This is a genomic window from Curtobacterium pusillum (genome assembly GCF_013359865.1).
Taxonomy (GTDB): Bacteria; Actinomycetota; Actinomycetes; order Actinomycetales; family Microbacteriaceae; genus Curtobacterium; species Curtobacterium pusillum.
In genome coordinates this window covers 64,958-82,085 of record NZ_JABMCE010000085.1, presented here as the reverse complement: position 1 = coordinate 82,085, position 17,128 = coordinate 64,958, and the positions used below count along the sequence as shown (strand labels likewise).

The 17,128-nt window shown below is 71.3% G+C and carries 18 protein-coding genes; 10 read left to right on the top strand and 8 right to left on the bottom strand.

Annotation, left to right across the window (positions count from 1 at the left end):
* A complete protein-coding gene (locus tag HP507_RS15125; protein WP_175352622.1) occupies positions 1-909 on the top strand; it encodes a carbohydrate ABC transporter permease in 909 nt (302 codons plus the stop codon).
* Positions 910-1,038: 129 nt separating this feature from the next.
* Here HP507_RS15125 and HP507_RS15120 read toward each other — a convergent pair whose 3' ends face one another.
* Positions 1,039-1,878, bottom strand: coding sequence for a siderophore-interacting protein (locus HP507_RS15120; RefSeq protein ID WP_175352621.1), 840 nt, complete (start codon positions 1,876-1,878; stop codon positions 1,039-1,041).
* Between the two features lie 28 nt (positions 1,879-1,906).
* On the opposite strand from HP507_RS15120, the gene HP507_RS15115 reads away from it, so the two are divergent.
* The 5 genes from HP507_RS15115 (at position 1,907) to HP507_RS15095 (ending at position 7,076) form a co-directional block, all read left to right on the top strand.
* Positions 1,907-2,986 (top strand): FecCD family ABC transporter permease, encoded by a 1,080-nt coding sequence (locus HP507_RS15115; RefSeq protein ID WP_271207254.1) that lies wholly within the window; start codon positions 1,907-1,909, stop codon positions 2,984-2,986.
* Positions 2,983-4,113, top strand: a complete 1,131-nt coding sequence (locus HP507_RS15110; protein WP_271207255.1) for a FecCD family ABC transporter permease — start codon at positions 2,983-2,985, stop codon at positions 4,111-4,113. The genes HP507_RS15115 and HP507_RS15110 overlap by 4 nt, the downstream gene beginning before the upstream one ends.
* Positions 4,110-4,970 (top strand): ABC transporter ATP-binding protein, encoded by an 861-nt coding sequence (locus HP507_RS15105; protein WP_175352619.1) that lies wholly within the window; start codon positions 4,110-4,112, stop codon positions 4,968-4,970. The genes HP507_RS15110 and HP507_RS15105 overlap by 4 nt, the downstream gene beginning before the upstream one ends.
* An 11-nt stretch (positions 4,971-4,981) precedes the next feature.
* Positions 4,982-6,004 (top strand): ABC transporter substrate-binding protein, encoded by a 1,023-nt coding sequence (locus HP507_RS15100; RefSeq protein ID WP_175352618.1) that lies wholly within the window; start codon positions 4,982-4,984, stop codon positions 6,002-6,004.
* 79 nt (positions 6,005-6,083) lie between these two features.
* Positions 6,084-7,076 carry an alpha/beta hydrolase gene (locus tag HP507_RS15095; protein ID WP_175352617.1) on the top strand — a complete coding sequence of 331 codons (993 nt, stop codon included), beginning with the start codon at positions 6,084-6,086 and terminating at the stop codon, positions 7,074-7,076.
* A 12-nt stretch (positions 7,077-7,088) separates the two neighbouring features.
* On the opposite strand, the gene HP507_RS15090 is transcribed toward HP507_RS15095, so the two are convergent.
* The 4 genes from HP507_RS15090 to HP507_RS15075 all read right to left on the bottom strand — a co-directional run bounded on the left by HP507_RS15090 (position 7,089) and on the right by HP507_RS15075 (position 10,306).
* Positions 7,089-7,460: a VOC family protein gene (locus HP507_RS15090; RefSeq protein ID WP_175352616.1), complete on the bottom strand. Its 372-nt coding sequence runs from the start codon at positions 7,458-7,460 to the stop codon at positions 7,089-7,091.
* An 86-nt stretch (positions 7,461-7,546) separates the two neighbouring features.
* Positions 7,547-8,257 carry a helix-turn-helix transcriptional regulator gene (locus HP507_RS15085; protein ID WP_338085244.1) on the bottom strand — a complete coding sequence of 237 codons (711 nt, stop codon included), beginning with the start codon at positions 8,255-8,257 and terminating at the stop codon, positions 7,547-7,549.
* Positions 8,239-8,736, bottom strand: a complete 498-nt coding sequence (locus HP507_RS18025; RefSeq protein WP_175352615.1) for a P-loop nucleotide/nucleoside kinase family protein — start codon at positions 8,734-8,736, stop codon at positions 8,239-8,241. The genes HP507_RS15085 and HP507_RS18025 overlap by 19 nt, the downstream gene beginning before the upstream one ends.
* Before the next feature lie 88 nt (positions 8,737-8,824).
* Positions 8,825-10,306: a mannitol dehydrogenase family protein gene (locus HP507_RS15075; protein WP_175352614.1), complete on the bottom strand. Its 1,482-nt coding sequence runs from the start codon at positions 10,304-10,306 to the stop codon at positions 8,825-8,827.
* A 159-nt stretch (positions 10,307-10,465) separates the two neighbouring features.
* Here HP507_RS15075 and HP507_RS15070 point away from each other — a divergent pair, with 159 nt between their 5' ends.
* From HP507_RS15070 to HP507_RS15055, 4 genes are all read left to right on the top strand, one after another.
* Positions 10,466-11,104: a TetR/AcrR family transcriptional regulator gene (locus tag HP507_RS15070; RefSeq protein ID WP_175352613.1), complete on the top strand. Its 639-nt coding sequence runs from the start codon at positions 10,466-10,468 to the stop codon at positions 11,102-11,104.
* 75 nt (positions 11,105-11,179) lie between these two features.
* Positions 11,180-13,813, top strand: a complete 2,634-nt coding sequence (locus HP507_RS15065; RefSeq protein ID WP_175352612.1) for an MMPL family transporter — start codon at positions 11,180-11,182, stop codon at positions 13,811-13,813.
* A 211-nt stretch (positions 13,814-14,024) separates the two neighbouring features.
* Entirely contained in the window at positions 14,025-14,468 is a 444-nt protein-coding gene (locus HP507_RS15060) for a MarR family winged helix-turn-helix transcriptional regulator (RefSeq protein ID WP_175352611.1), read from the top strand.
* A gap of 51 nt (positions 14,469-14,519) precedes the next feature.
* Positions 14,520-14,732, top strand: coding sequence for a hypothetical protein (locus tag HP507_RS15055; protein ID WP_175352610.1), 213 nt, complete (start codon positions 14,520-14,522; stop codon positions 14,730-14,732).
* Between the two features lie 48 nt (positions 14,733-14,780).
* On the opposite strand, the gene HP507_RS15050 is transcribed toward HP507_RS15055, so the two are convergent.
* From HP507_RS15050 to HP507_RS15040, 3 genes are read right to left on the bottom strand one after another with little or no spacing between them, the layout of a single operon-like run.
* A complete protein-coding gene (locus tag HP507_RS15050; protein WP_175352609.1) occupies positions 14,781-15,467 on the bottom strand; it encodes an N-acetylmannosamine-6-phosphate 2-epimerase in 687 nt (228 codons plus the stop codon).
* Positions 15,464-16,396 carry an ROK family protein gene (locus HP507_RS15045; RefSeq protein ID WP_175352608.1) on the bottom strand — a complete coding sequence of 311 codons (933 nt, stop codon included), beginning with the start codon at positions 16,394-16,396 and terminating at the stop codon, positions 15,464-15,466. Before HP507_RS15045 ends, HP507_RS15050 begins: the two co-directional genes overlap by 4 nt.
* Positions 16,393-17,121, bottom strand: coding sequence for a fumarylacetoacetate hydrolase family protein (locus HP507_RS15040; protein ID WP_175352607.1), 729 nt, complete (start codon positions 17,119-17,121; stop codon positions 16,393-16,395). The genes HP507_RS15045 and HP507_RS15040 overlap by 4 nt, the downstream gene beginning before the upstream one ends.
* Positions 17,122-17,128 lie beyond the last annotated feature (7 nt).

Here is a 17,128-nt window from a genome sequence, read left to right as displayed (position 1 = left end):
ATGACCGCCACCGAGAGCATCACCCGCCCCAAGCTCCGCTCCGGCGTCTCCGCCGCGGCACCCTCGAACGCCGCGAGGATCGGTGTCTCCGGCAGGGGCTTCAACATCGCCGCGGCCATCGTCCTCACGGTGTTCGCGATCATCTGGCTCATCCCGAGCCTGTTCGCCCTGAAGACGTCACTGTCCGACAACGGTGTCGCCGCGCTCGGTGCGAACGCGATCCTGTCGAACTGGAACCCGACGCTGCACTCCTACGCGTCGCTGTTCCAGGCCGGCGACATCTGGAACTGGTACCTCGCGAGCGCCATCACCAGCGTGGTGACGGCACTGCTGACGGTGCTGTTCGCGTCGATGGCGGCGTTCGCCCTGTCCCGGCTCGTGTTCCGCGGCCGGAACCTCGCGTTCCTGCTGATCATCCTCGGGATCATGATCCCGACGCAGGTGCTGATCATCCCGATCTTCCAGGAGCTCAACGCCGTCAGCCTGCTCAACACCTACTGGTCGGTCATCTTCCCGCAGGTGCCCGCCGTGATCGCGGTGTTCATCTTCAAGCAGTTCTTCGACGGCATCCCCAAGGAGCTCGAGGAGGCCGCTCGCATCGACGGCGCCGGCCTCTGGAAGATCTACTGGTCGGTCATCCTGCCGCTGTCACGTCCGGTGATCGCAGCGGTGACGATCCTGACGTTCGTCGGGGTGTGGAACAACCTGCTGCTGCCGCTGTTCGTGCTGTCGAACCCGGACCTCATGACGATCCCAGTGGGACTCGCCACGGTCCAGGGCAGCTTCGGTCAGCGCTACGCGGACATCCAGGCCGGGGCGATCCTGGCGGCGCTGCCGCTGATCATCCTGTACCTGATCTTCCAGCGGCAGATCGTCGAGGGTGTGACCGGGTCCGGTCTCAAGGGCTGACGCCACCACAGGGCGGACGGGAGGGACGGTGCCAGCTGGCACCGTCCCTCCCGTCACGGCCGTCACGCCGCTGACGCGTCGCGCCGGTACCGGCGGCTGGGGCCCACCTCCAGTCCGTAGGTGGTCGCGTCAGGCCGGTACGGACTCGCGGGTCTCGTGCTTCCAGAAGCCGGAGAACGTGATGCGGGACTTCGGCAGGCCCGCACGGTGCAGGTGCCGGCGCCCCTCCGTCGCGAGCGTCGACTCCCCCACGACGAACGCGTAGCCACGGTCGTCCGCCGGAACGTGGCGCTGCAGCTCGGCGAGCGCGGCCCGACCGGGGACCGCGTGCGGGTCGGTGTCCTCGCGGACGATCCACGTGACGGCGACCCCGATCGGCGCGTCGAGTTCGCGGACGTCGCCGGCGGTCGGGACCTCCTGGATGATGCGGCCGACGGTGTCCCGCGGCAGCGACGCGGCGATGCCGACGACGCCGGGGAGTCCGGTCTCCTCGGCCGCGATCACGACCTCGCTGGTGTCGTCGGGGCAGTCGAAGATGCAGCCCTGGTCGAGCATCGCCAGTTCGTCGCCGGGGCGAGCGGCGCAGGCCCAGATCGCGGCGCGTCCCTCGGGCTCGCCGTCGTCGTCCGTGTGCACGACGAAGTCGATGTCCATCTCGGCGGTGCCGTCGGCGAGCATCCGGAAGGCGGCGACCGTGTAGTTCGCGCAGTGCGGGCGGACGTCCTCGGGGATGGCGAGGAACGTCGGCCACCACTTCTTGCCGTCGAGGTCGGGCATCCGGAAGACGTCCTGGTCCGGGCGCTGGACGAACAGCCGGAACCAGTGGTCGAACCCGAGGTACCGGAACTCGCGGAGGTCCTCACCGATGACCGTGACGCGCTGCATCGACGGCGTGCTGCGCTCGGTCCGGAGGACTCGGGCGCGGAAGAGCCGGGGGTTCTCGGGCAGGAGCCGCGGGGTCTTCGCCATGAGGCAAGGCTAACCTAAGATGATCTCCGTGCCAGCCCCCTCCTCCGCCCTGGCCCCCGCGCCGGAGACCCGTGTCGTGAACCCGACGGACGCCCTCGGGATCCACCGAGACGCCGTCCGCCGTCGCGTGCTCGTGATCGTCGGCCTCGTGGTGATGCTCGCCCTGATCGCGGTGGCGAGCATGCTCCTCGGCAGCAACCGGATCGGGATCGACCGCGTGCTCGCCGGCCTGACACGCACCGGGAGCGGCACCGACGAGGCGATCGTCTGGGGCTCCCGGATCCCGCGTACGTGCATCGGCGCAGCGGTCGGCGCGGCGCTGGGCATCGCCGGACTACTCATGCAGGGACACACCCGGAACCCGCTCGCCGACCCCGGCCTGTTCGGCGTCTCGTCGGGGGCCGGACTGGCGGTGGTGATCGGCGTGTACGTCTTCGGCGTCACCGGCACCGGTGCGACGGTGTGGTTCGCGCTCGTCGGCGCACTGGTCGCGAGCGTCGTGGTGTTCTCGGTGACGATCGCGGGCAGCGGGACGGCGAGCCCCGTGCCGCTCGCCCTCGCCGGCGCCGCGGTCTCCGCACTGCTCGGGGCACTGACGTCGTTCGTGGTGCTCACCGACCAGGACTCGCTCGACGCCTACCGGTTGTGGGTCGTCGGGTCACTCGCGGCACGGCAGCTCGACGTGCTCGGCGCCGTGTGGCCGTTCCTCGTCGCCGGACTGGTGCTCGCCGTGCTCAACGTGCGAGCGCTCGACGCCCTGGGACTCGGCACCGACCTGGCGAAGGGCCTCGGCGAGAACGTCCTCGTCGCCCGGTTGGTCGGGCTCGGGGGGATCACGCTCCTCGCCGCCGGGGCCACCGCGGCCGCGGGACCGATCGGCTTCGTCGGCCTCACCGTGCCCCACGTCGCCCGAGCGCTGGCGGGCACCGGGCACCGCTGGGCCCTGCCGGTGTCGGCGCTCGTCGGCGCGGCGCTCGTGCTGCTGGCGGACGTGGTCGGCCGGCTGATCGGCGGGTTCTCCGAGGTGGAGGTCGGCATCGTCCTCGCCGTCATCGGCGGTCCCGTGTTCGTCGCCGTCGCCCGCCGTCGATCGCTGGTGTCGCTGTGAGCGCGGCGGACGCGGCACGCACGGGGACGACCGACACTGTGCACACCGGCGCGACGGGCACGGCACCGACCGCGGCCGGGCGCCGCGGCGTCGTCGTCGGCCCCGTCGGGCTCGCCTGGCGTCCGCGCGTGTTCTGGTACACGGTCGCCGCGATCGCCGCCGTCGGCATGCTCGTCGTCCTCGGCGTCGCGATCGGCTCGACGTGGATCGCGCCCGCGACCGTCGTCCGCTCCCTGCTCGGGCTCGAGAGCGGCCCCGACGCGTTCATCGTCTCCACGCTCCGTCTCCCCCGGGTCCTCACCGGCACCCTGGTCGGCCTCACACTCGGTGTCGCCGGCGCCCTCACCCAGACCTTCACGCGGAACCCCCTCGGGACGCCGGACATCATCGGCGTGACCTCCGGCGCCAGCGTGGGGGCCGTGGCCGCGATCGTCCTCGGCGGCGGCACGTACTCGGTGTCCTCGATCGTCCTCGGCGGCGGGATCCCCGTCGCTGCGACCATCGGTGCGCTCGTCGCCGCGATCGCGGTGTACGGCCTCGGCTGGCGCGGCGGCGTGCAGAGCTATCGACTGGTCCTCGTCGGCATCGGGGTGAGCGCCACGCTCGACGCCGTCACGAGCTACCTGCTCGTCCGGGCCAAGATCACCGTGGCGGCGGCCGCGTCCCAGTGGCTCGTCGGCAGCCTGTCGAGCACGTCGTGGTCGAGCGTGTGGCCGCTGCTCATCGTCGCCGCGGTCGCGGTCCCCCTCGCCCTGGCGACGAGTGCGTCACTCGGCATCGGGCAGCTCGGCGACGAGGTCGCGACCGGCGTCGGCCTGGCCGTCCAGCGCCACCGGCTCATCGTGATCGCACTCGCGGTCGTCCTCACCGCCGCCGCCGTGGCCGCTGCCGGGCCGGTCGGGTTCGTGGCGTTCGTGGTCCCGCAGATCGGACTCCGGCTCGCCGGCACGAACCGTCCCCCCCTGTTGCTCGCAGGAGCGCTCGGCGCCGTGCTCGTCCTCGCCGCCGACCTCCTCGCCCGAGCGGCGTTCCCGTGGCAGGTGCCGGTCGGCATCATCACGACCGTGATCGGCGCCCCGTACCTGATCTGGCTCCTCATCCGTCACCGCAAGGAGATGTCCCGATGACCGACCGCAGCACCGCCCCCGTCCTCGAGGCCCGCGGCCTCTCGGTCGGCTACGACCGGCACCCCGTCCTCACCGACCTCGACCTCCGCATCGAGCGGGGCACGGTCACGACGTTCCTCGGGGCGAACGGGTGCGGGAAGTCCACCCTGCTCAAGGCCTTCGGCCGGGTGCTCAAGCCGCAGGCGGGCGAGGTCCACCTCGACGGCGTCCCGATCCGACGGGAACCGAACCGCGCCGTCGCCCGGAAGCTCGCGATCCTGCCGCAGTCCCCCGTGGCGCCGGCCGGCACGAGCGTGCTCGACCTCGTGATGCGCGGGCGGAACCCGCACCAGTCCTGGGCGAAGCCGTGGACAGCGGACGACGCCGACGTCGCCGAGCAGGCGATCGCCGCCACCGGCCTCACCGAGGTCGCCCACCGGGACGTCGCGAGCCTGTCCGGCGGGCAGCGTCAGCGCGCCTGGATCGCCCTCGTGGTCGCGCAGCAGGCGGAGACGCTCCTGCTGGACGAACCCACCACGTACCTCGACCTCGCCCACCAGCTCGAGGTGCTCCGTCTCGTCCGGCGACTCAACCGCGAGCAGGGTTCGACCGTCGTCATGGTCCTGCACGACCTCTCGCTCGCCGCGCGGTACTCGGACCGGCTCGTCGTCCTGCACGCGGGCGGGGTCGCGGCGGACGGCACCCCGGACGAGGTCCTCACGCCACAGCTCCTCGAGCGGGCGTTCGGCCTGCACGCCCGCGTGGTCCCGGACCCGGTCACGGGCGCGCCGATGATCGTCCCCGAGGCGGACGAGCACGAAGCCGGCCTCGCCGAGCGGCACGAAACGGAACTGGCGAGCTCCGGAAACTTAGGTTAGCCTCTCCTAACGTGAAGCTCTCCCGCCGCGGCTCCCTCCGTGCCGCCCTCGTGACCTCCGTGGCCGTCTCGGCCCTCCTCCTCGCCGGCTGCTCGGGCACGAACAGCTCCGATGACAGCGCCGGCAGCGGCAGCACCGCCGCGTCCGACGGCGCGTGGTCCTACAAGGACGCCACCGGAACGACCGTCAAGGTCGACCACACGCCCAAGCGCGTCGTCGTCCTCAACGACATCGCGCTCTCGTTCATCGAGTACGGGCTCGAGCCGGTCGGCACCTTCGGCCAGCTGACCATGGCGAAGGACGCCCGTTTCGAGGGACTCGACACCGACGGCATCGCCCAGCTCGGCACCGGCTACGGCGACATCGACCTCGAGCAGCTCGCCGCCCTCAAGCCGGACCTCGTCGTCACCTCGGTCTACCCGACGGACGAGAAGGGAACTCTCGACGACACGCAGCCGGGCTACGGCTTCAAGGACCTGGAGCAGCAGAAGCAGATCCAGGCGATCGCGCCCGTCGCCCAGGTGAAGTGGGGCGGCAAGGGCGAGGACGTCATCAAGGACATCACCGGCCTCGCCGAGTCACTCGGCGCGAAGGAGTCCACGGTCGCCGAGGCCGAGAAGCGCTTCGACACGGCCGCCGACGAACTCGAGAAGGTCGCGAAGGAGAAGGACCTCTCGGTCGTCTCGATGTACGCCGACGGCGACGGCGCCTACGTCACCCGTCCGAGCGACGAACCGACGCTGCAGATGTACTCGTCGTTCGGCGTCGACCTGGTGAACCCGAAGCCCGAGGGCTTCTACTGGGGCATCTACTCGTGGGAGAACGCCGGCCAGATCACCGGCGACGTGATCCTGCTGTCGCAGCAGGGCTACCAGGTCGCCGACCTCGAGAAGCAGCCGACCTTCGCCGACAACGCCGCCCTGCAGGCGGGCCAGGTGCACAGCTGGACCTTCCCCGCGCTCGACTACGCGTCGCAGGCGGACTACATGACGAAGCTCGCGGGCTGGCTCGAGGACAGCGAGAAGCTGTCCTAGACGCGACCCTGTGACGGACGGGAGGCGCGGTGCCGGCTGGCACCGCGCCTCCCGTCTCGGTGCCGGATACGCTCGACGGATGGCGGACCACGGATGGCGCGAGGACGTCCTCGGAACGCCGTTCGAACGCCTCGAACTCCCGCTCGGCGAGGACCACGAGGGGCCCGTCGTCGCGACCCTCGTGCGGCGTCGGCGATCGCCCGCCGACCTCCTGCTGCACGCGCACGGGCCGTTGCACGGCGTCGACGTGCTGTACGTGCACGGCTGGTCGGACTACTTCTTCCAGGTCGAGCTCGCCGAACGCATCGAGCGGCTCGGAGCGCGGTTCCACGCTCTGGACCTCCGCAAGTACGGCCGGAGCCTGCGCCCGCACCAGACCCCGGGCAACGTCGACGACCTCGCCACCTACGACGAGGACATCGCCGCAGCACTCGCCGCGATCGCCGCCGAGCACCACGGCGACTCCGGACGACGGCTCGTGCCGATGGGGCACTCGACCGGCGGCCTCACGCTGTCGCTGTGGGCGGCACGGCACCCGGAGCGGGTCGACGGCCTCATCCTGAACAGCCCGTGGCTCGAGTTCCAAGCGAGCGCGGTCGGCCGGGCACTCGTGGCACCGGTGATCAAGCTCGGAGCGCGGCGGAACCCGCTCGCGCCGATGCCAGCAGTCGACCCGGGCTTCTACACCCGGACGGTCTCAGCAGCGGGCGAGGGCTCGTGGACCTACGACCAGCAGTGGCGGCCCGACCGGGGCTTCCCGCTGCACCCGGGCTGGCTCGCCGCGGTGTTCGACGGCCAGGCCACCGTCGAGGCCGGCCTCGAGCTCGAGGTCCCGGTGCTCGTCATGTTGAGCGACAAGAGCATGCTGCAGCCGCGGTGGGACGACGGGATGGCCCGGGCCGACGTCGCCCTCAACGTCGACGTCGTCGCGCACCGCGCCCTGTCCATCGGCAGCGAGGTGACCGTCCGCCGGCTGCACGGCGCCCTGCACGACGTCGTGCTGTCCACCCCCGAGGTCCGCGAGCGGGCGTACGACTCGATCGGCCGGTGGGCGGCGACCCTGCCCCGTTAGCCCGAGCGGCGATCAGACCGGTCGGCTGAACAGGTTCACGAGGTTGCCGTCCGGATCGCGGAACAGCGTGGAGCGGTTGCCCCACGGCATCCTCGCCGGCGGCAGGACCACGTCGTCGAGCCCGTCGGCCAGCCGTTCGTACGTGCCGTCCACGTCGTCCACGAGGAACTCGACGACGACGCTCCCGTTCGCCCGGGCCGTCGGCGCTGCGTCCCCGAGCATCGCGACGGTCGCCGGCGTCCCGAGTGCGAGCACGGCCCCGCCCGTCACGATCTCCGCGAACACCGGTGCCGGCCGACGTGCCGTGGTCCCGGTGACCCGTTCGTAGAACGCCACCATCCCGTCGAGGTCCTCGGTGATGATCCGGATCGATGCGAACTCCATGGTGTGCCCTCCCGGGTGACCGCCGTGGCCACCCGGGATCGAGCATCCTCGGCCACCGCGACACCGTCCTGTCGGTGTTCCCCGGATCACTCCCCGAGGACGGGCCGGAGCACGCCGTGCGGGATGTCGAGCTCCTCGATCCGGACGACCCGCGGCGGTGCGACCTCGTCGGTCTCCTCGACGGCGAGCACCCGGTCGCCCCGGAACGCCCGGATCCCGTCGCGGAGTCGACACCAGGCGACGAGGTACCAGTCCTCGCCCTTGCCGATGTACCCGAGCGGCTCGACCGTCCGCTCCGAGTCGTTGCCGGCGGCGTCGCGGTAGCGCATCCGCACGACCCGGCCGCCGGTCAGCGCCCCCGCGAGCCCTGTGGGCGCCGGCGCTCGGTCGCCCGCCTCGAGCAGGTGCACCCGGCGCGCCAACCTCGCCGTGCGTCGGGCGTCGTCCTCGGCGAGCACGGCGGTCACCTTCCGGGCGGCACTCCGAGCCGCGTCCCGGAAGGGGCTGTTCGCGAGGGCGCCGAGGCCGATCGCCACGGCGAGCGCCTCCTCGACGGTCAGTCCGAGCGGCGGCAGGGTCGCGCGGGCGTCGATCGTGTACCCGCCGGTGCGTCCGGGCTCGGCCCAGATCGGCACGCCGGCCTCCTGCAGCGCGAGCAGGTCCCGTTCGACCGTGCGGACGCTGACCCCGAACCCCTCGGCGAGCCGACGGGCGCTCCGCAGTGCGGGAGCCGCGGCCCGCAGTTCCTCGACGAGCGCGTAGAGACGATCCGTCCGGTTCACCGTCCGCGCACCCACGCCACGACACGGTCCACCGTCGGGTCGTACCCGTCCGTGGTGTCGACCTCGAGCCGGGGGCGGCCGAGGTCCAGCGGGTCCGTCACGAGCGGAGCGTTGCGGGCCACGCGGGCGTCGATCGCCGCGCCGTGCCCGCGCGCGACGAACCGTCCGTACGCCAGGTCCGAACGGCAGTGCACGTTCCGGACGTCGCCCGCCGGGTCGAGGACACGTCGGACGTCCGCCTCGGACTGCCCACGGTAGAGCGTCGCATCCGCGACGACGCTGCACCCGGCCGCGGCGAGGTGCGCCGTGGCGGTCCAGAACAGCTCCACGCCGTGCGCGACGACCTGGTCGCGGTCCAGGTCCGCGCCGTCCACGAGTCCCGCGTACAGGCGGTCGCGGTCGACGCGGGGCCAGCCGAGCGCGTCGGCGAGCACGGTCGCGAGTGTCGTCTTGCCGCTGCCGGGTGCTCCGCTGATGAGCGCGATCGTCGCCATGGCGACGACGGTACCGACTCCCGCCACGACCGGCTGGAGGCGCGGTGCCAGCCCGCACCGCGCCTCCAGTCGGTTCGTGGGTCGCGTCTCAGGAACGCGACAGGCGTGTGACCGTCGTGTGCGCGCCGTCCGTGATCAGCCCGTCGAGCGCGTCGCGGTACGCGGCCACGAACCGCTCCTCGTCCACGAGGTCCCCGAACACCTGGCGGTTCCGGAGGAAGGCGAGCCGGTCCTCGCGCTGGGTCTTGGCGATCGGGACGAGCTGCTCGGCGAGCCGGTCGACGACGGTGATCGGTTCTCCTGATTCGTCGGTGCCCTCGGCGTAGCGCGCCCATGACGCGACGATCCCGGCGGACAGCGCGACGGGTCCGCCGGATGCCAGGTTCTCGCGGACGACGGGCAGGAGCCACTTCGGGATCCGGTCGCTCGACTCGGCGCAGAGCCGGGCGAGGGTGTCGCGGACCTCGGGGTTCTGGAAGCGCTCGATGAGCGTGGACTTGTAGTCCTCCAGGTCGATGCCGGGCACGGGCTTGAGGGTCGGCGTGCCCTCCTCGTCCATGTAGCGGCGGAGGAAGGTGGCGATGGCCGGGTCCTGCGTGGCCTCGTGCGCGTAGCGGTACCCGGAGAGGTAGCCGAAGTAGCAGAGCCCCTGGTGGCTGGCGTTGAGCAGACGGAGCTTCATGAGCTCGTACGGCTCGACGTCGTCGACGAGTTGCACGTCGGCATGCTCGTACGGCGGACGGCCAGCGGGGTGGTCGTCCTCGAGCACCCACTGGAAGAACGGCTCGGCGACCACGGGCCAGGCGTCCTCGATGCCGAGCTCGTCGCGGACCCAGGCGCGGTCCTCGTCGGCGGTCACGGGCGTGATGCGGTCGACCATCGAGTTCGGGAACGCGACGTGCTCGTCCATCCAGTCGGCGAAGGCGGGGTCCTGCAGTCGGGCGTAGGCGGTGAACATGTCCCGAGCGACGTGACCGTTGCCCTGGATGTTGTCGCACGACATCACCGTGAACGGTTCGAGCCCGCGGTCGCGTCGGCGCCGCAGCGCCTCGACGACGAGACCGAACACCGTCCGGGGCGGGGCGTCGCCGCGCAGGTCCGCCGCGACACCGGGTTCGTCGGCGACGAACTCGCCCGTCACGTGGTCGAAGTTGTAGCCGCCCTCGGTGATGGTCAGGCTGACGATCCTCGTGTCCGGGTGCGCCATCTTCTCGACGACGGCGTCGGGGTCGTCGACGGCGAGCAGGTAGTCGACGATGCTGCCGATCACACGGGACTCCCGGGTGCCGTCCGGGTGCTTGAGGACGAGCGTGTAGAGGCCACCCTGCTCCGCCATCGCGGTCGCCATCCGGCGGTCCTGTTCCAGCACACCCACGCCGCAGATGCCGTACGCACGCGCCTCGCCCTGCTGCAGCAGCCGGTCGATCACCATCGCCTGGTGCGCCCGGTGGAACCCGCCGACGCCGAAGTGCACGATGCCGGCGGTGATCCCGTCACGGTCGTAGGTCGGGACGGCGACACCGCTCGCGGCGATCTCGTCGAGGGTCTCCGGTGAGAGGCGGACGGCCATCGGGGTACTCCTTCGTACGGCGGTTCGGCTGCTGCCAGTCAACCACGGCGACCACTCGCGGAACAGTGTTTCCGCACGCCTGTTCCCGCCCACGTCGAACCTGAGGATGTACTCGTAGTCGTTGCACCGAGTGCATCGATGCACCTAGTGTTCGGTGTCGTGACCATCTCGACCGATCGCCGCGCTGCCCTCAAGGCGAAGCACCGCGCAGCGATCCTGCAGGCCGCACGCGACCTCATCGAGGAGCGCGGGGGCCGCGAGTTCAGCGTCGACGACCTCGCCGCGCGAGCCGACATCGCCCGTCGGACGGTCTTCAACCACTTCGGCTCGCTCGACGAGGTCCTGCTCGCCGTCTGCGACCAGGAGCTCTCGGTCATCATCGACCGCTTCCTGGCCGACATGGCGAAGACCCCGGTCGGCGACGGCAGCCGCGCGTCGATGTTCGACGAGCTCGAGTCCGCCGCGCGCGGGGCCGACCTGGCTCCGGCGATCGCCAGCATGTACCGGATCCTCGGCGACCCCGGCAAGAACGACCCGAAGGCCGCGGTGCTCACCCAGACCGCGTTCTCCCGGGTCACCGAACGGCTCCGCGAAGAGGTCTCGCGACGGCACCCCGCCGCCGACGCCCTCGACGCCGCACTGCTCGTCGAGTCCCTCATGAGCGGCATCGTCGTGATCGCACACCACTGGCTCACGACCACCGGGCCCCGCCTCGACCAGGAGGCGCTCGACGACTGGGACGCCCTGCTCGCCAGGCTCGTGCACAGCGTCCGCAGCGGCTACATGCCCACCGACTGACGACTCCCCCGCGGGGTTCACCGGCGCACCCCGCACACCACAGCACCTGACAACGAAAGGAACGCAGGCAACCCCATGGCCGGTCTCCTCTACCGTCTTGGACGGTTCTCCGCACGACGCCACTGGCTCGTGATCATCGCCTGGATCGTGATCATGGGCATCGCGGGCGTCACGTACAGCCTGTTCGCGGGGACGATCTCCTCGTCGATCACGATCCCCGGCACGAAGACCAGTCAGGTGCAGGACGAGCTCGCCGACAAGTTCCCCTCCGCGAACGGCGGCAACGGGACGATCGTCTTCGAGACGAAGAACGGCAAGGCGTTCACGGACACGCAGAAGTCCGACGTCGCGGACTTCCTCACGAAGCTCGAGAAGCTCGACGGCGTCAAGGGCACCACCTCGGGCTTCGACACGCAGAAGCAGCTCGACGACCAGCGCCAGAAGATCGTCGACGGCCGCAAGCAGATCAGCGACGGTCGCGCGAAGATCGAGAGCGGGCAGAAGGAGCTCGACGCGAAGAAGGCCGAGCTCGCCTCCGGCAAGCAGCAGCTCGCGCAGGCGCAGCAGCAGCTCGACGCGAAGAAGGCCCAGGCCGAGGCGGCGGGCGCTGCCGCTTCCGCAGCCACCCAGGCGCAGCTCGCCCAGGCCCAGGCGCAGATCGACGCGCAGCAGCAGCAGATCACCTCGGGTGAGGCGCAGCTCACCGCGGCGCAGAAGACCATCGACGACAACACCGCCAAGCTCGACTCGAGCGAGAAGGAGCTCGAGCAGGGTTCGAAGCTCCTCGACCTGTCGAAGGACATCCGCTTCGTCTCGTCGAACGGCAGCGCCGTCATCGGCACCGTGCAGTTCACGAAGTCGACCTACGAGGTCCCCGCGGACACCAAGACCGCCATCGCGGACGACGCCGACGACGCCGACATCAGCGGCGTGAACGTGTACGTGTCGAACGACATCGCGCAGGGGGTCCCCTCGATCCTCGGCCCGGGAGAGATCGGCGGCGTCATCATCGCCGCGATCGTGCTGTTCCTCATGCTCCGCACGATCATCGGCGCCGCCGTGCCGCTCGTCAGCGCCGTCCTCGGCGTCGGGGTGGCCTCGCTCGCCGCCCTGTCCTTCTCGAGCCTCGTCGAGTTCATCTCGGTGACGCCGGTGCTGGGGGTGATGCTGGGCCTGGCGGTCGGCATCGACTACTCGCTGTTCATCCTGAACCGACACCGGACCCAGCTGAAGCAGGGCATGCAGGTGCACGAGTCGATCGGGCTCGCGAACGGCACCTCGGGCAACGCCGTGGTCTTCGCGGGCGCGACCGTCATCGTCGCCCTGCTCGCGCTGAACATCACCGGCATCCCGTTCCTCGGCCTGATGGGCACGGTCGGCGCGGTCGCGGTGTTCTTCGCGATCTGCATCGCCACGTCGTTCACCCCGGCGCTGCTGTCGCTCATCGGCATGCGGATCCTCCGGAAGAAGGAGCGCGCGCGGATCGGCAACACGGACTCCATCCGGGTCCCGAACAAGCCGATGTCGACCTGGCGCGCGATCGTCACGCTCGTCGCGGGCGTCGCCGTGCTCGGCACCATCGCCCTGCCCGCCACGCAGATGCGCCTGGGCCTGCCGACGGGCGCGTCCGAGGCCGTCGACTCCAGCCAGTACAAGGCGTACAAGGCCCTCGACGAGGAGTTCGGTGCCGGCCAGAACGGCCCGCTGCTGGTCGTCGCGACGCTGCCGAAGGCGATCAGCAAGGACGACGTCACCGCGACCGAGGTCACCATCGGCGAGGCGATCGCGAAGAACGACGACGTCAAGGCCGTGCTGCCGATCGGCGCCTCGAGCGACCGGGAGATCATCGCCTTCCAGGTGAAGCCCGCCGGCGGTCCGGACAGCGTCTCGACCGAGACCCTCGTGAAGGACCTCCGCGCGCAGCACGTCACCGTGGACGACGGCAAGGCCACGCTCGGCGTCGCCGGCAACGCCTCGGCGAACATCGACGTGTCCGAGAAACTCGCGAACGTGCTGCCGCTCTACCTCGTGGTGGTCGTCGGCCTGTCGCTGATCATCCTCATCATCGTGTTCCGGTCGTTCCTCGTCCCGATCACGGCGACGGCGGGCTTCATCCTGTCGGTCCTCGCGTCGTTCGGCGGCCTGACCGCGATCTACCAGTGGGGCTGGCTCGGCAGCGTGTTCGGCGTACACGACCCCGCACCCATCCTGAGCTTCCTGCCCATCATCGAGATCGGCATCCTGTTCGGGTTGGCGATGGACTACCAGCTGTTCCTGGTGTCCGGGATGCGGGAGGCGTACGCCCACGGCGCTTCCGCGAAGGTGGCCGTCCAGCGTGGTCTGCACGCGGGTCGCGCGGTGGTCACGGCGGCCGCGATCATCATGATCTCGGTGTTCGCGGGCTTCATCTTCTCGGACTCCTCCACCATCAAGCCGATCGGCTTCGGCCTCGCGTTCGGTGTGCTCGTCGACGCGTTCGTCGTCCGCATACTGCTCATCCCGGCGGCGATGCACCTGCTCGGCACGAGCGCCTGGTGGTTCCCGAAGTGGCTCGACCGGATCGTGCCGGACGTCGACGTGGAGGGTGCGAAGCTCGAGCGCACGCACCCGGTCGCCGGGCACGAGGGTGAGCACCACGGCTCGCACGCCGCGCCCGCGACGCCGGACGCCAACCCGCACGAGGGGCACGTCTCGACGCACCGCGCGTAGTCGGGCGCACGCAGCCTGGAGGCGCGGGTCGGCCCACACGGGTCGACCCGCGCCTCCAGGCCGTTGCGGGGTGCCCCGCCGGTTGCGGGCTCGTGCGCGACCGTCGACAAGACACGCGTCGATCGACGGGTGCCGCGTCGGAAAGCAGTCGCCCATGTTCCAGCGGAAGGACGCCCGGCAGTCCTTCGTGCACCAACGGTATGGTGGACGGATGACCGAGACCGACGTGGACCCGCTCGCCCTCGACCGGCAGCTCTGCTTCGCCCTCGCGGCGACGAGTCGGAGCGTCATCGGGCTCTACCGCGACCTGCTCGAGCCGTTGGGCCTGACCCACCCGCAGTACCTGGTGATGCTCGCGCTGTGGGAACGGGACCCCCGCTCGGTGCGCGAGATCGCCCGCGAGCTCCGACTCGACTCGGCGACGCTCAGCCCCTTGCTCAAGCGCCTCGAGGCCTCCGGCTACCTCCGCCGGACACGGAGCACCAGCGACGAACGGCAGCTCGAGGTCTCGCTGACCACCGCTGGACGAGCCCTCCGCGAGCGCGCCCGGGCCGTGCCACTGGCCGTCGCCGACCGTCTCGGGTGGCCGCTCGCCCGGCTGGAGGCGCTGAAGGACGAGCTCACTGCGCTGCTCGAACTCGTCGACACCGTGTGATCCGAACTCATTCGTGGCACAATGGTTCGTGTACGAACGAAAGGACGAGCCGTGGGTCGCTTCGGGCAGTGGTACGAACGGTGGAACAGCACGCTCATCGCGAAGATGGGCCCCTCGCAGATCGGTGCCGGGCACCCCGAGGGCGTCGACGACCGGACGATCGATCGCGGATGCCCGATCTGCGGCAAGCCCCTCTCGCTGCACCAGGTGATCCGGCCCGAGGGTCAGGTGCGCTCCTCGACGCTGGTCTGCCCGCGCGACTGAGACCAAGCGGTGCCGGCGGCGCAGGGACGCGCTGCCGGCACCGCTCCGTCAGTGCTGCGGCGACCCGACGGCCGCACTGAACCAGCTCGTGATGGTGGCCGGGTGCGTGATCGCCGTCCCGACCACGACGGCCCACGCCCCGGCGTCGGCGCAGGCACGCGCCTGGGCCGGCGTGTGCACCCGTCCCTCGGCGAAGACCGGGATCGGGACCGTCGACACGAGCTCCGCGAGCACCTCGAGGTCGGGCCCGTCGGACTTCGGCCGCTCGTCCGTGTAGCCGCACAGGGTCGTGCTGAGGCAGTCGACCCCGGCCTCGACCGCTGCGAGCCCGTCGGCCACGCTCCCCACGTCGGCCATGAGCAGCGCGGACGACTCGTTCCGGAAGTCGCGGACGGTCTCGGACAGCGTCCGGCCGTCCGGGCGGGGACGTCTGGTGCCGTCGATCGCGACGATCTCCGCACCGACGTTCGCGATCACGACGGCGTGGGCCAGGGTCGGCGTGATGAAGACGCCGTCCCCGCCGACCTTCCACAACCCGATCTGCGGGACCGCGACCCGTTCGTGGATCAGGCTGACGTCGGCGACCCCCTGCGCGCGGATGCCGACCGCTCCGCCCCGCACGGCGGACTCCGCGATCTGGGCCATCGTCTCCGGGTGCCGCATCGGCTCCCCCGGGTACGCCTGGCAGGAGGTCACGAGACCTCCGCGCAGGACGTCGAGTACTCCGTCGCTCATGCGACACCTGCTTCCTGGTCGGATCGTCTGTCTGCCCACGTCGCGGCACCGACGATGCCCGAGTCCGCCCCGAGCCGCGCCGCGACGATCGGGCAGTCCTCGACGATCGGGATCATCGTGCCCCCTGCCGCGCGCACGATCTCGTCGAACCACGCCGGGTCGGCCGTGGCCAGGCCGCCCGCCACCACGACCACGTCCGGGTCGTGCGCGTTGACGAACCCGCCGATCGCCTCGCCGATCGCCTTCGCGGCGATCGACGTGCAGTTCGCAGCGAAGGCATCGCCCTCCGCGGCCCGCCGGAAGACGTCCCTGGTGTCGACGACGTCGGTGCGGCCCGCCGCGCGCCGGTACCGTCCGGCGATGGCCGGTCCGGACGCGATCGCCTCCAGGTGGCCCGCTCGCCCGCAGGTGCACGGCACGTCGATCGCACGGACGGTGGGCACGTGGCCGAAGTGCCCGGCGGCACCGTGGCGGCCCACCTCGACGACCCCGTCGCGGACGAGCGCGCCTCCGATACCGGTGCCGAGGGCGAGCAGCAGCATGCTCGTCGTCCCGGCGCCCGCGCCGAAGCGTGCCTCGGCGACGGCGTGCGCGTGCACGTCGTTGAGGACGACGACCGGGAGGCGCAGCGCGCCTCCCAGACGTCCGCGCACGTCGGTCCCGGCCCAGTCACGCATCGACGAGGTCGCGGAGACGACGGTGCCGGTGACGGGATCGATGACGCCGGCGGAGCCGACGCCGCAGCGGAGCACGGGTGCCGGTGCAGCGGCGATCAGCTCGGCGCAGAGCCGCTCGGCCGTCTCGAGCACGGCGTCCGGCCCCCGCTGCGCCGGCGTGGGGACCTCGGCGCGCGCGAGCACCCGCCCGTCCTCCGCCACGAGCCCGGCGGCGGTCTTCGTCCCCCCGATGTCGACGCCCAGGGTGATCATGCGACGGGGTTCCCGAGCGTGCCGATGCCCGCGATCCGGACCGTGACGCCCGACCCAGCGCGGATGGTCGCGTCGGTGCTCGGGGACCCGGTCAGGACCACGTCGCCGGGCTCCAGCGTGATCCACCTGGTCAGTTCGACGAGGATGTCGGCCACCGTGCTGGGCAGCGCCGACGTGCTCGAACGACGGACCGCCTCGCCGTCGACCTCGACGACGATCTCGAGGTCGTCCGGTGCGCCCGGCTCCGTCTCGATCCACGGACCGAGCGGCGTGTGGGAAGCACCGGCCTTGGCGGCGAAGAAGACCGCGTCGACGGCGGGCTCGACGGTCGTGACGTCGTTCGCGACCGTGTAGCCGAGGACGTGTTCGAGCGCGTCCTGCCGGCCCAGACGCGACGCCCGTCGGCCGATCACGAGGGCGAGTTCGCCCTCCGCGACGACACGCGTGCTCCACTCGTTGAGACGCACGGGTTCACCGGTCCCCGCCACGGTCCCGATCGGCTTCTGCCAGCCCTGCACGCGGCTCCGGCCGTCCGGGCCCGTCGGGTGGGAGCAGCCGACCACCTGGCCGGGCTCGACCGGCGCGAGGAAGACCGGCGGTTCCGGCCCGAGGTCCTCGCCGGTCGGGGTGTGGTCGAAGAGCGAGCGGACTGCCGTCCACGAGCCACCGTCGGCGATGGCGTACCGGGGACCGTCCGGCGTGCTGAGGCGCGCGATCCTGGTCATGGGGGTG